This is a genomic window from Streptomyces monashensis, from assembly GCF_001866665.1.
Lineage (GTDB): Bacteria > Actinomycetota > Actinomycetes > Streptomycetales > Streptomycetaceae > Streptomyces > Streptomyces monashensis.
This window is the reverse complement of record NZ_MLYO01000011.1, coordinates 176,301-189,130: the sequence shown is the minus strand read 5'-3', so window position 1 is coordinate 189,130 and position 12,830 is coordinate 176,301. Positions and strand designations below refer to the sequence as shown.

Here is a 12,830-nt window from a genome sequence, read left to right as displayed (position 1 = left end):
GGGATGGTGGAGAAGGGGCGTGCCGTCGGTTCACTGGTCGGAGGCGTCGGACTTGTCGACCCCGTCCCATACATTGGCGTACCAGGGCCGCTGGGCGGCCTTCAGGTCGGCGCGGGACTGCCTGGCCGTGCCGGGATCGACGACCGTGTACCCGGTCTCCCCCGGCATCACATAATGCAGCCGGCGCCGGATCTCCTGCTCGGCGTAGGCGTCGTCCTGCCAGCGTGCCTTGAGGTCGCGCAGCTGCTCGACGCGCTGCTCGGCCTGCTGCTTCTGGCGCTGGAGGTCGGAGATCTGCGCGCGCTGGGTGACGTACTGGCGCATCGGGTACGCGAGCGCGACGATCATCGTGCACAGCACCAGCACGAGCAGCGCCGCGCGCCCGGTGAGCCGGGAGCGGCGGGCCTGCCGCTTGGTCTGGGAGCGGTAGACCCGGGCCGCCGTCTGCTCACCGAGCAGCCGCAGCCTGGTCGCGGTGGAGAAACGGTCCCGGTCCCTCGCGGCCATCTGGCTCTCCGCCTCCCCTTGCCCTGTGCCTGGCACGCTGCACACGTGCGTACGTCCCCGGACACGGTACGGGACCGGTACGGGGACGTACGTACGACTGGCTAAGACTTACCTCTTAACGGCTCAGCCCTTGAAGCGGGGGAAGGCGCTGCGGCCCGCGTACACCGCGGCGTCGTCGAGGATCTCCTCGATGCGCAGCAGCTGGTTGTACTTGGCGACGCGCTCGGAGCGGGCCGGGGCACCGGTCTTGATCTGGCCGCAGTTGGTGGCGACGGCCAGGTCGGCGATGGTGACGTCCTCGGTCTCGCCGGAGCGGTGCGACATCATGCACTTGAAGCCGCTGCGCTGGGCCAGCTCCACGGCGTCCAGGGTCTCGGTCAGGGAACCGATCTGGTTGACCTTGACGAGCAGGGCGTTGGCGGTGCCCTCCTCGATGCCTCGGGCGAGGCGCTCGGGGTTGGTGACGAACAGGTCGTCGCCGACGAGCTGGACCTTGTCGCCGAGCTTGTCGGTGATGACCTTCCAGCCGGCCCAGTCGTCCTCGAACAGCGGGTCCTCGATGGAGACGAGCGGGTACGCGGAGACGAGCTCCTCGTAGTACTCCGTCATCTCGGCGGCGGAGCGCTCCTTGCCCTCGAAGAGGTACTTGCCGTCCTTGTAGAACTCGGAGGCGGCGACGTCGAGCGCGAGGGCGATCTGCTGGCCGGGGACGTAACCGGCCTCCTTGATCGCCTCCAGGATGAGGTCGAGGGCGGCGCGGTTCGACTCCAGGTTCGGGGCGAAGCCGCCCTCGTCGCCGAGGCCGGTGGACAGGCCCTTGTTCTTCAGGACCTTCTTCAGCGTGTGGTAGACCTCGGCACCCCAGCGCAGCGCCTCGGAGAAGGACTCCGCGCCCACGGGAGCGATCATGAACTCCTGGATGTCCACGTTGGAGTCCGCGTGGGAGCCGCCGTTCAGGATGTTCATCATCGGCACCGGCAGCAGGTGCGCGTTCGGGCCGCCCAGGTAGCGGAACAGCGGCAGGTCGCTGGCCTCGGAGGCGGCGTGGGCGACGGCGAGGGAGACGCCGAGGATGGCGTTGGCGCCGAGGGAGCCCTTGTTGTCGGTGGCGTCCAGGTCGAACATGGCCTGGTCGATCAGGCGCTGCTCGGTGGCGTCGTAGCCGACGAGCTCCGGGCCGATCTGCTCGATGACGGCGAGGACGGCCTTCTCGACACCCTTGCCCTGGTAGCGGTTCGGGTCACCGTCGCGCAGCTCGATGGCCTCGAAGGCACCGGTCGAGGCGCCCGACGGAACGGCGGCACGACCCGTGCTGCCGTCGTCGAGGCCGACCTCGACCTCGACCGTGGGGTTGCCTCGGGAGTCCAGGATTTCCCGGGCTACGACGACGTCGATGGACGGCACGAGCATCTCCTTCTTGGATGTGACGCTGGAAGTGCGGGGCGGTGCGCCTTACGGCGGCGCCGTGCGACTAGAGCCTAACCGTCTCCGGGGGATCGGCCCGCGACCGACCGCCCCGTGGACGCGGTGGGACACGCAGACGGTACCCATTGTTCACCCTCGGAACAAAGGGGGGTGTCGATGAGGCCCGACTGAAATGCGGGGAAACAGAAAGCCCCGCCCCGGCGCGTACGGGGGAACACGCGCCGGGACGGGGAGCCCGTGGGGACGGGGGTGACCCTCACGGGGTCCTCGGTGTGGGGGGCGGGGACGTGAGGGCGCTGTGCGTCCGGCCGGAGCCGGATGTCACTTCAGGTGCAGCTGCTGACCGGGGTAGATGAGGTTCGCGTCCTCGACGATGTCCTTGTTCAGCTCGAACAGCTTCTGCCAGCCGCCGGCGACGTGGTGCTTCTCGGCGATGGCGCTGAGGGTGTCACCCGTGACGACCTTGTACTCGCCGTCGCCCTTCTTGACCTTCTTGCCGGTCGGGGTGGTGACGGTCTTGCTCGCCTTCGGGGCCGTGCGCTCGGTGGAGCGGGTGGCGGCCTGCTGGTCGGCGGAGCGGGTGGCGGTGCTGCCCGACGAGCTGCTGCCGGCGGAGGAGCCGCTGCCGGTGGAGCCGGAGCCGGCGCTCGGGGCGGAGCCGTTGTACGCGGCGGAGGACAGGCCCGTGCCGCAGACCGGCCAGGCGCCCTTGCCCTGCGAGGCGAGGACCTTCTCGGCGACGGCGATCTGCTGGGCCTTGGTGGCCTGGTTGGCGGTCGAGGCGTAGGCGGAGCCGCCGTACGCGGCCCAGGTGGAGGCGGAGAACTGGAGACCGCCGTAGAAACCGTTGCCGGTGTTGATGGACCAGTTGCCACCCGACTCGCACTGGGCGACGGCGTCCCACTCGGAGGCGGTGGCGGCGGAGGCGTTGCCGGCCGCCATCAGCGGGGCGGCGACGGCGGCACCGGTGACACCGGCCAGCGCGACGACGCGGACGGCCTTGGACGGACGACGGTGCTTGCCCTTGCCGGAAAACAGCATGGATCGATCCCCTCACCGACGCCTGCGAGGTGAGCTGTCGGGTTCGGGCCGGTTGAGTTGCCCGGCCGCACGCCCGCTTTCACGGGCCTGCGGCTCCACCCCAAGCCGGTTCCGGCGTCAACTGCCGGTTCCAGCACCTACCTTGGGTCCCCCGCTCCTGCCTACGGCGCTTGACGCGACGACTGTTCCCGGACGGCCGCTGGCAGGATTCGGCGTTGCGGCAGCCGGGGCTCGTGGTGACGAGCGGTCCTGACCGTAGACAGGCGATCGACGGAATTTCAAAGACGATCAGGGCTTCTGAGACTCATCCCACACTTTCGCCAAAACGGACATTAGCGATCAAGCGGGGCGTCAACTCGCCCTACTCCGCGTCCGTTTCGTGACCGACTTCCAGGGTCTGACCGGCGGTGATCTGGTTCGGGTCGGCCCCTATCACCTTCTTGTTGCCGTCGTAGAGCGCACGCCATCCGCCGTCGACGCCGAGCGAGTCGGCGATGGAGGCGAGCGTGTCGCCCTCGCGGACCGTGTAGGTGTCCGTCGGGTGGCCCGCGTGGCGACCCGGGGACGCGGCACCCTGACCGTTTGTCACCTTTTCGTCCGCACTTCCGCCGCGGTGACGTCCGCCACTGCTGAGCGCCCCCGTGTCGACGAGACTCCAGGAGCCGGCGCCCTGTCCGTAATTGTCCGACTCATCGGTTCCGGGGGTGGCGCTGGGAGAGCTGTCGCCGCCCTGCGAGTTCCCGCCACCGGTGGAGCCAGAGTCGGACGTACCAGCTTTGTCGGTCTTGTCGGACTTGGGGGAGCTGGAACCGTGCGACGCACCCGGCGCCTTGCCCGCGCCGCCGCCCTCGCCCGTGCTCGGGCCGGGCGTGGCGCCGGGAGCCGAGGAGGAGTCCGAGCCGGAGCCGGACTTCGAGCCGGAGGGGGAGCCCGAACCGGTGCCGGAGCCCGCACCGGATCCGGATGAATCCGACAGGCCGGACGAGTCGGAGTTGCCGGCTGCCGTGGAGTCACCACCCGCAGCCTTGCCGTTCCCGGAGTTCCCGACACCCGTGTCGACGTCGACCGAGCCCGAGTTGGACGTCAGCCCGGCGGTCAGCGCGCACATGGTCCACGGCTTGGTGCCCTGGTCGGCGAGGATCTTCTCGGCGACGGCGATCTGCTGGTTGCGGCTGGCCTGGTCGGCGCTGTCGGCGTACTGCGTGCCGCCGTACTTGTCCCAGTCGTCCTGCGATATCTGGAGACCGCCGTAGTACCCGTTGCCGCTGTTCTGGCTCCAGGAGCCGCCGCTCTCGCACTCGGCGACCTTGTCCCAGGTGGTGCCGTCGGCCGCGTGGGCGCTCGCGGCGCCGAGCAGCGGGAGGGCGATGGCGGAGCCGGTCACGCCGGCCGCGACGAGGAGGGCCGGAGCCTGACGGGGGCGACGGTGACGACCGTTCCCGGTGAGCATGCGGAAACCTTTCGTGCGACAGCAGGACCGGCGCGGCGGTGGACGGTGCCGGTCGCCACGCTGATGGGTGAACGTATCGGCACTCGATCACTTGTCACAAGTTAATGCCGCGCAGATCACGTGAAGATCACAGAGTTGAACCCCTGTCATGATCCGCTCTCCACAAGGCCGTTACGCCGGTTTCGCCCACCCCTACGACGCTTCTGCGACAGCCGCGGTTCCGCCGCCCGCGGGGGCCGGGGTGAACTCCACCGGCAGGGTGCGCAGCCCCCGCATGATCAGCCCGCCGCGCCAGCGCAGATCGGCCGGATCGGCGGCGAGCCGCAGGTCGGGCAGCCGGGTGAACAGCGTGGCGAGCGCGCTCTGGCCCTCCAGGCGGGCGAGCGGAGCGCCGAGGCAGTAGTGGATGCCGTGGCCGTAGCCGAGGTGCTGGTTGTCCCGGCGGGAGAGGTCCAGCACATCCGGCGCGGCGAACCGCTCCGGGTCCCGGTCGGCCGCCGCGAGCACCACGAGCACCGGGTCGCCGGGCGCGATGTCCTGCCCGCCGATGACGAGCGGCTCGGTGGCGAACCGCCAGGTGGCCAGCTCCACCGGGCCGTCGTAGCGCAGCAGTTCCTCGATACCGGTCTCCAGCAGGTCCCGCTCCCCGCGCGCCAGGGAGTCCTGGAGGCGCCGGCGCTGCTCGGGGTGGGTGAGCAGGGCGTAGGTGCCGTTGCCGATCAGGTTCACCGTGGTCTCGAAACCGGCGAACAGGAGGATGAAGGCCATGGCGGCGGCCTCGTTCTCGGTGAGGTGCTCGCCGTGGTCGGAGGCGCGGATGAGGCCGGAGATCAGGTCCTCACCGGGCACGGGCTCGGCGGGCAGCGCCTCGCGCTTCTTGTGGATCAGCTCGGCGAGGTAGCCGCGCATCTTCTTGACGGAACGCGCGACCCCGCCCCTCGGCCCGCCGCCGTGCCGGATCATCATGCCCGCCCAGTCCCGGAAGTCGTCCTGGTCCTCGCGCGGGACGCCGAGCATGTCGCAGATGGCGTAGATGGGCAGGGGGAAGGCGAACTCGTGGATGAGGTCGGCGGACCCCCTTTCCGCGAACCGGTCGATGAGGTGGTCGGTCAGCTCCTGCACCCGGTGCGCGAACTCGGCGACACGGCGGGGTGTGAAGGCCTTGCTGACCAGCCGGCGCAGCCGGGTGTGGTCCGGCGGGTCGATGTTCAGCAGATGTGTCATCAGCTCGGCCTTGCGCTCGCCGGGGATACCGGTCTTGCCCTTGGCGTGCGCGGGCTCGTCGTGATGTGCCGGGTTCTTGCTCAGCCGCTGGTCGGCGAGGGCCTGCCGGGCATCGGCGTACCGCGTGACCAACCACGCCTCGACCCCGCTGGGCAACCGCGTCCGGTGCACGGGGGCGTGCTCCCGCAGCCAGGCGTACGCCGGGTACGGGTCGGTGGCGAACTCCCAGGAGAACAGCTCGGGAACGGGTCCCGGGGCGCAGGTCGCGGCGGAGTCGGCCGGGGTGCCCGGGCTGCCGGGGGCGGTCGGGGGGTGGTGCTGGTCGGTCACCCCTCGACGGTATCCGGACCCGCCCGTCACCCCTGCTCCGGTGCCGTGCCTTCCGCCTGGCGTATCGCGTCCCGGTACACCCGCGCCACCGCGCGCAGGGCCGCCTCCGGGTCGACGCCGGCCGCCTCGGCGCGGACCGCCAGGGCCAGCAGCTCGTAACCGACGCCCTCGCCGCGCGGGAGGGGGACGTCCAGGCCCGCCGTACGGGCGCGGGAGGCGAGCTTGGCGGCGAGGGCCAGGCCGGGCTGGCCGAGCGGGACGCCCTCCGTGACCGAGGTGCGCCGCTTCTCCTCGGCCTTGGTGCGCAGCCAGTGCTCCTTGACGTCCTCCGGAGTCTCGGCCTTCTCGTCGCCGAAGACGTGCGGGTGGCGGTGGACGAGCTTGGCGACGATGCCGCCGGCCACGTCGTCGACGGAGAACGGCGCGTCCGGGTGCTCCTCGGCGATCCGGGAGTGGAAGACGACCTGGAGGAGGACGTCGCCCAGCTCCTCGCGCAGCTCCTCGCGGTCGCCGGCCTCGATCGCCTCGACCAGTTCGTACGCCTCCTCGATGCCGTACTTGGCGAGGCCCTCGTGGGTCTGCCGGGAGGACCAGGGGCATTCGACGCGGATCCGGTCCATGACCTGCACGAGGTCCAGCAGGCGGGCGCCGGGCAGGTCGTAGGAGGCGGGCAGCAGCTCCAGCTCCGGCATGGCGACGCGGCCGGAGCCGGCCAGCCGGGCCAGGCCGTCGGTGAGCGCGGGCTCGCCCTCGCCGGTGGCCACGACCACCACCGTCCGCCCGCCGGCGCACGCGTCGACCAGCTCCTGCGCGGCGGGGGACGCCTGCGCCACCGCTATCCCGGCCTCGCGCAGATACGGCAGCTGCGGATGCGCGCCGTCCGCGCACAGCACGGCGTCGGCCGCGCGCAGGGCCTGCCAGGCGGGCCAGGACAGCAGGCCGGGAGCGACGCGGTGGCTGGTGGTGAGCAGGACGATGCGGCCGGGGCCGGCCATGGGGGCGAGGTCGGAGCTGGATGCGTTCACGATCCGAACGTAACCCACGGCGCCGACGAGCGGATTCGGTTATCCACAGGCTGAGGAGAGTCGTGTGATCGTATGCCCGACACGCCGACGCCTGTGGACGGTGGGTCCGCGGGCCCGTACTACGCCGTCACCGGCTCCCCGCCCCCGGCGCTCGTCGTGACCTCCCGCACCCAGGGCGTCCTGGCGTCCACCCGGCTGCTCTTCTGCACGTCCCAGGTGCCGTAGCGCGGATTGAGATCGATGCGCAGTTCCTGGGACGCCTTGGACAGCGCCTTCCAGAAGGCGGGCTGGCTGGTGTCGGTGCCCAGCTGCTTGGCCAGCTGCTGCGCCTCCAGCTGGAGCCGGAGGTTGTCGTCGAGGCGGGCCGGGGCGATGCCGTACTTCTGGAGCCAGGCCGTCTCCAGCGCCGTGGCGCCGCCCGCCTGCTGCTCCAGGTTCGTACGCATCTGCTCGACCTGGTGACGGGTCACCGAGATGCCCTGGTCCTGGGCGGCGCGGTGCAGCACCTGGTCGAGGACCATGTTGTGCAGGGTGTCGCGGGTGAGGCTGCTGGTGGAGGCGAGGACCTGCTGGTACTGCGCCTCGTCCGGCACCGCGGCCCGCTGTGCCCTGCGGACCTCGTCGACCCGGTTCTCCAGCTGGGAGACGGTGATCCGCTGTCCGCCGACGACGGCGGCGGCGCCCGGGTGCGCATCGCTTCCGCAGGCGGTCAGCAGGGGTGCCGCGGCGGCGATCGCGGCGGTGAGGACGAGCGCGGTGCGACGGCGGCGGTGCAAGGAAACCTCCAAGGGGAGATTGTGCGACGGAGCACAAAGTCTTGCGGTGATCGATGGTAGGCAGTGGGAGGGCCGGGGCCAACCCATGGGACCAACGATTCACGCGCGCTTCGGGCACCGGCGCACACGCCCCTTGTGCCGCAGGGCTCAGCCGACGATGGCCACGGGCGCGTCCCACGCGTCCCGGTCGACGGTGAGCGTGACGCCGCCGTGCGCCTCCTTGCTGTCGACCATGTACTGATGGCCGCGGCTGTGACCGGTGAACCGGCTCGTCCCCCACGGCCAGTCCGCGGTGGTCGTGTTCTGCTTGTCCCACAGCGCGTACCAGAGGTTGCCCGGCAGGTCCGTCCCGTCCTTGGCGGTCGCGATCGCCTTGGCGCTGGAGCTGGTGAAGCCGTAGAAGCCGGTGCGGTACGTCTTGGCGCGCAGCCCCTTGTCGAAGGCGCGCACGTACGTCAGCACGGCGTTGTCGCACGACGTGTTCGTGGTGTCGTACGCCTCCATGTCGAGGTAGACCGGGCTGCCCGCCTTCATGCCGAGCGCGGAGGTCTTGGCCACGGCGTCGGCGGCGTCCCGTGTACCCAGGGAGGCCGCCGTCGACGCGGTCAGCTTCTCCGGGTTGGAGCCGGACTGGCAGGGCGGCTGGGCACCGACGTAGATCGGGATGAGCTTCCAGCCGAGGGAGTCGACCGACGTCACCCAGGAGGCGGTGAGGTTGGGCTGGGCGCAGCCGCGGTTCGCGCCGCCCACGTAGACGGCGGCGGCGCCGTAGAAGCCGGTGTGCCAGGCCTTCATCGCGGACAGCGAGGGCGCGGTGCACGTGTCGAACGCGCGCCCGGTGAAGGTCCGCTGCGCCGGCCAGGCGGTCGCGGCCATGGAGGTCTGCGCGGCGATCCCGGCCCCGGCGACCACGGCGGCGCCGACCGCCGCCCACGTGATGTGTCTGCGCTTCTTCGACTTCCGGTGACCGGCCATGATTCCCCACCCCTTGCGTGTGTCGCCCCTGCCGCACCCGGCAGAGCGAAGCGCAAGGTATCAACTGCTCCCGCTAGCCGCGCACCTGGCCCAGCCATTGCAGGGTGCGCCGGATCTCCAGGGCCATCGGGTAGCCGGGGCCGTGCAGCCGCTCCACGTCCATCAGCAGGCGCGCGAGCGTGTCGTGGGCGGAGGGCCGGTCGCCGAGCGCGAGCAGGAGATGGCCGACGCGCCGGCGTACCTCGTGCGCGAGCTTGGGGTCGCCGGAGACGTACTGGTTCTCGTAGTACGGCAGCAGCGCGCGGAACTCGGCGAGCGCCGCGGCCGGTTCGCCGAGCTGTTCCAGACACTGCGCGGACTCGTAGCGGTAGCGCAGCGACTGCGGGTCGGCCTGGCCGGCCTCGGCGGCGCGCTCGGCGGCCAGGCGGCGCAGTTCGGGCAGCGCGCGCCGGTACTGGCCGTCGTCCATGAGCGTGGCCGCGTACTGCTTGCGCAGGGAGCGCACGACCGGGGAGTGCTCGCCGTGCTGTGCGGCGGCAGCGGGCAGGATCGCGCCCAGGATGTCCACGGCCTGGGTGATGCGCCCCTCCCCCAGCAGCCGCTTGACCTCGTCCACGGCCGCGGCGACGTCGGGCTTCCCGTCCACCGGGGGCGCGGGCGCGACGGGGGCGGGCTGGGGCGCGGGCGTCCGCGCGCGGTCCGGCCAGGGGGCGTGCGGGCGCAGGAAAGGACGTGTGGGGTCCAAAGGCGCCCCCGTGGGCGTCCCTCGCGCGGGCAGGAGCGGCGCCAGGTCCTCGTACACCTCCTGCGCGGAGCCCGGCCGGTGCTGGGGGTCCTTGGCGAGCAGCCGCAGGACGAGCGTCTCCAGCGCCTCGGGGACCTCGGGGCGGATCCGGCGCACCGGCTGCGGGGGCTCGTACAGATGCCGGTGCAGCACGCCGAGCGCCGTGGAGCCCGCGAACGGCACGTCCCCGCTGAGCAGTTCGTGCATCAGCACCCCGAGCGCGTACAGATCGGTGTACGGGCCCACCGCGCCGCCCATCGCCTGCTCCGGCGCCATGTAGGCGGGTGAGCCGATCGGGGAGCCGGTGTGGGTCAGGCGGGTGGTGTCGGAGTCCATGACCGAGGCCACGCCCAGGTCGAGCACGGTGACCGTGCCGTCCTGCTTCACCATCACGTTGCGCGGCTTGAGGTCGCGGTGGACGATCGGCACGGCGTGCACGGCGCTCAGCACGGCGCACAGTTGCGCGGCCACCGCGACCGCCCACGGCCACGGGTACGGGTCGCGCTCGGCGAGGTGGTCGGACAGGTCGGCACCGTCGACGTACTGCATGACGAGGAACAGCTCCTCGCCCTCGCTGCCCGCGTCGTGCACGGTGACCAGGCCGGGGTGGTCGACCTGCGCGGTCACCCGGCACTCGCGCAGGAACCGGCGGCGCAGCTCGTCCGCCTCCTGGCCCGCCACCTTGTCGGGGCGCAGCAGCTTCACCGCCACGCGCCGGTCCAGCCGCCGGTCGTACGCCGTCCACACCTGGCCCATGCCGCCCTGCCCGATGAGCGTGGACAGTTCGTACCGGCCGGCGACGACTCGTCCTGTCGCCACGCTCACCTTCCGCCCTCATGCCCGTCGTGCCGGCCGTCGTGCTTGCGCAGGTAGTCGCTCAGCTCGTCCAGTTCGGCGCGGACCTGCTCGATGTGGCTGGGCGCCGGGCGCCGGGGCGGTGCGGGGACGTGCGGCTGGGGCGGCACGGGCGCGTGCGACAGGGGCGCGGCGGAGTGCGGTACCGGGCCGGGGGCGTACGGGAGTTGCGCCGTGGTCGGGGCGGTCGGGGTGCCCGTCGCGCTGAACGGCCCCATGGGCCGCGGGTATCCGTAGCCCGGCGCCGACGGCACCCGGCCGGCGTAGGCCCGGCGGAGTCCGTGGAAGTGGCGTATGTCCGCGTAGAGGTAGTAGCCGGCGCAGGCGACGGCGTTCAGCAGGATCATGCTCATGCCCAGGTTGCCGTTCGCCGAGCTGAAGTCGTCGGTGTGGTCGGTGCTGAAGAGGCCGAAGCAGATGCCGAGGACCACCAGGGAACCACCGAAGAACCACCACTCGGCGGGCCTGCGGGACACGATCGCCGCGCGCAGCGGCGCCACCCACGCCAGGAATCCGAGGCTGCCGAGCGCCACCACCACGAAGATCACGCGCAACACGACCAGCACCCCGGTCGAGGGTGGCTTCGGCGGAGGCGGCGCGTAGCCGTGGCCGTGCATGGCTGCTCCTGGAGACCTGATACGTGCGGACGTGTGTGCTGTGTCCGAGCGTATAGGCCGACACGGACAGCCGGTCCCGGGTGTACCGAACCGTTGCCGCAGCGCCCGCTCGAACGCGTCGCACGGGAGACACGCGCCCTCACACCGCGTGCCGCATCCACACGTTGGGCTCGACGTAGACGCCGTACCCGCGCTCCGCCTCGCAGCGGACCGGGACGAGCGCGCCGGGGACCTCGACGTCCCCGGTGGCGTCGAACGGCAGCCCGGTCCAGCGGCGCCACTCCTCCAGTGCGGCGCCGACCGTCATGGAGGCCGGGGCGACGGAGTCGATCGTGCCGCCCACGCGCGCGTGCACGCGCAGCCACGGGTCCTCCGGCAGTCCGTCGGGGCGCACCCGGGAGGCGTACTCGGTCATCGGGGTGTGCGGTTCGAGGTGTTTGGCGCTCGGGCGGACGGGGGCGACGAGCTCGCGGAAGCCGTGGGCGCGGGCGTTGTCGCGCATCGCCGAGAGCATGACGGCGGACAGGCCGTGGCCCTGGGCGTGCGGGGCGATGGTGACGGCGATGGCGCTCACCGTGTCCGGGCGGGTGCCGCGGCGCAGGTCGGCGAAGGCCCACAGCAGGACCTGGTCCCAGCCCCGCGCGGGCAGCGCGCCCCGGCCCTCGGCGCCGAGGGCGAAGGGCACGCTGAAGGCGTGGGCGAGGATCTCGCCGTGCTCGTCCTCGGCGAACAGCGCGTGCTGCGGCAGCTCGGCGGCGATACGGCCGTAGTGCGCGGTGCCCACGGGGTCGTTGGTCACGAACTCGGGCCACGTGTCGGCCATCTCGAACATCTCGCGGAGCCGGTCGGGCCGTTCGGCGATGCTGCTCACCCTGACATCCATGCCGGCCACGGTAGGCGGCACCCCGCCCGGCCCGGTACCGGATTACCCGCCGCACGGCGTACGGCGCCGCCCTCGCTCGCGCGTACGCCGGGTCCGGCTCACTTCGCCGTGAAACGCCCCGGCGCCCTGGTCGGGTTGCCGCCGGAGGGGAGAGTCTGGCTCGGGCAGCCGGCCAGGACCTTCTTCATGGCGGCCTTCTCGGCGTCGGTGACCCACAGGCCGTACTTCTTCTTCACGGCGACCTGGGTGGCCACATAGGTGCAGCGGTACGCCCCGTTCGGCGGCAGCCAGGTGGCCGCGTCGCCGTCGCCCTTGCCACGGTTGGTGCTCGCGTCCACCGCGACGAGGTTGAGGGGGTCGTTGGCCAGCGCGATGCGCTTGCCGGCGTCCCAGTACTCGGCGCCCTTCTGCCAGGCGTCGGAGAGCGGGACGACATGGTCGATGTCGACCTGGCTGGCGCCGCGCCGGTAGGTGATCTCCTTGCCCGAGTAGGGGTCGGGTTCGAGCAGGCCGTACGTGACCTTGCAGCTGCCGCCGGTGGTCTTCACGCTCTTCAGGTCCCGCTTGAGGATGTCGTCGCGGGTGTCGCAGGAGTTGGAGTCGGTGTCCGCCCAGGCGGTGCCGAACCGGGCACGGGAGTAACCGGTCTTCGGGGCACGCCCCTTGACGGTCAGTGAGTCGACGGCGGCCATGACCGCGCCCCCGCCGCCGGACCGCTCGGACCCGGAGGCCCCCTTGGTCCTGTCCGTGTTGCAGCCGGCCACGGCGGTCACCACCACCACGGCGGCGGCCGCGACCGCCCCGCCCCTCAGACGCGTCACGGTACGTCCCCCTCGCTCGCTCACCCCGGCCCGCTCGCGGACACAGGCGGAATCGTTCCTTCCCTTACGGTAACCGCCCTACGCGCAAGGGAAGATGGGGCCCAAAGGGGCGTATCC

The 12,830-nt window shown here is 71.8% G+C and carries 12 protein-coding genes and 1 riboswitch; all 12 genes read right to left on the bottom strand.

Annotated elements, in window-relative coordinates; all coding sequences use genetic code 11:
* Positions 1 to 30: 30 nt before the first annotated feature.
* Positions 31 to 507 carry an FtsB family cell division protein gene (locus BIV23_RS04430; protein WP_071379391.1) on the bottom strand — a complete coding sequence of 159 codons (477 nt, stop codon included), beginning with the start codon at positions 505 to 507 and terminating at the stop codon, positions 31 to 33.
* A gap of 123 nt (positions 508 to 630) precedes the next feature.
* Positions 631 to 1,917, bottom strand: a complete 1,287-nt coding sequence (gene eno / locus BIV23_RS04425) for a phosphopyruvate hydratase (protein WP_071379390.1) — start codon at positions 1,915 to 1,917, stop codon at positions 631 to 633.
* A gap of 336 nt (positions 1,918 to 2,253) precedes the next feature.
* Positions 2,254 to 2,973: a LysM peptidoglycan-binding domain-containing protein gene (locus BIV23_RS04420; protein WP_071379389.1), complete on the bottom strand. Its 720-nt coding sequence runs from the start codon at positions 2,971 to 2,973 to the stop codon at positions 2,254 to 2,256.
* 4 nt (positions 2,974 to 2,977) lie between these two features.
* A riboswitch (cyclic di-AMP (ydaO/yuaA leader) is annotated at positions 2,978 to 3,152 on the bottom strand.
* A 182-nt stretch (positions 3,153 to 3,334) separates the two neighbouring features.
* Positions 3,335 to 4,423: a LysM peptidoglycan-binding domain-containing protein gene (locus tag BIV23_RS04415; RefSeq protein ID WP_071379388.1), complete on the bottom strand. Its 1,089-nt coding sequence runs from the start codon at positions 4,421 to 4,423 to the stop codon at positions 3,335 to 3,337.
* Positions 4,424 to 4,615: 192 nt separating this feature from the next.
* Positions 4,616 to 5,977: a cytochrome P450 family protein gene (locus BIV23_RS04410; protein ID WP_425443460.1), complete on the bottom strand. Its 1,362-nt coding sequence runs from the start codon at positions 5,975 to 5,977 to the stop codon at positions 4,616 to 4,618.
* Positions 5,978 to 6,003: 26 nt separating this feature from the next.
* Positions 6,004 to 6,972: a nucleoside triphosphate pyrophosphohydrolase gene (locus BIV23_RS04405; protein WP_425443463.1), complete on the bottom strand. Its 969-nt coding sequence runs from the start codon at positions 6,970 to 6,972 to the stop codon at positions 6,004 to 6,006.
* Between the two features lie 149 nt (positions 6,973 to 7,121).
* Positions 7,122 to 7,778, bottom strand: a complete 657-nt coding sequence (locus BIV23_RS04400) for a SurA N-terminal domain-containing protein (RefSeq protein ID WP_071379387.1) — start codon at positions 7,776 to 7,778, stop codon at positions 7,122 to 7,124.
* 147 nt (positions 7,779 to 7,925) lie between these two features.
* Positions 7,926 to 8,753 (bottom strand): glycoside hydrolase domain-containing protein, encoded by an 828-nt coding sequence (locus tag BIV23_RS04395; protein WP_071379386.1) that lies wholly within the window; start codon positions 8,751 to 8,753, stop codon positions 7,926 to 7,928.
* A 73-nt stretch (positions 8,754 to 8,826) separates the two neighbouring features.
* Complete coding sequence (locus BIV23_RS04390) at positions 8,827 to 10,320, bottom strand: serine/threonine-protein kinase (protein ID WP_281250097.1); 1,494 nt, start codon at positions 10,318 to 10,320, stop codon at positions 8,827 to 8,829.
* A 38-nt stretch (positions 10,321 to 10,358) separates the two neighbouring features.
* A complete protein-coding gene (locus tag BIV23_RS04385; protein ID WP_071379384.1) occupies positions 10,359 to 11,009 on the bottom strand; it encodes a hypothetical protein in 651 nt (216 codons plus the stop codon).
* A gap of 139 nt (positions 11,010 to 11,148) precedes the next feature.
* Complete coding sequence (locus tag BIV23_RS04380) at positions 11,149 to 11,892, bottom strand: N-acetyltransferase (RefSeq protein ID WP_071379383.1); 744 nt, start codon at positions 11,890 to 11,892, stop codon at positions 11,149 to 11,151.
* A 98-nt stretch (positions 11,893 to 11,990) separates the two neighbouring features.
* Complete coding sequence (locus BIV23_RS04375) at positions 11,991 to 12,713, bottom strand: HNH endonuclease family protein (protein ID WP_071379382.1); 723 nt, start codon at positions 12,711 to 12,713, stop codon at positions 11,991 to 11,993.
* Positions 12,714 to 12,830: the final 117 nt, after the last annotated feature.

Bases quoted from the DNA above. Each gene is read 5' to 3' on its own strand.
- BIV23_RS04385 (WP_071379384.1), bottom strand. From the start codon at position 11,009: ATGCACGGCCACGGCTACGCGCCGCCTCCGCCGAAGCCACCCTCGACC.
- eno (WP_071379390.1), bottom strand. From the start codon at position 1,917: ATGCTCGTGCCGTCCATCGACGTCGTCGTAGCCCGGGAAATCCTGGAC.
- BIV23_RS04430 (WP_071379391.1), bottom strand. From the start codon at position 507: ATGGCCGCGAGGGACCGGGACCGTTTCTCCACCGCGACCAGGCTGCGG.
- BIV23_RS04405 (WP_425443463.1), bottom strand. From the start codon at position 6,972: ATGGCCGGCCCCGGCCGCATCGTCCTGCTCACCACCAGCCACCGCGTC.
- BIV23_RS04420 (WP_071379389.1), bottom strand. From the start codon at position 2,973: ATGCTGTTTTCCGGCAAGGGCAAGCACCGTCGTCCGTCCAAGGCCGTC.
- BIV23_RS04380 (WP_071379383.1), bottom strand. From the start codon at position 11,892: ATGGATGTCAGGGTGAGCAGCATCGCCGAACGGCCCGACCGGCTCCGC.
- BIV23_RS04415 (WP_071379388.1), bottom strand. From the start codon at position 4,423: ATGCTCACCGGGAACGGTCGTCACCGTCGCCCCCGTCAGGCTCCGGCC.
- BIV23_RS04395 (WP_071379386.1), bottom strand. From the start codon at position 8,753: ATGGCCGGTCACCGGAAGTCGAAGAAGCGCAGACACATCACGTGGGCG.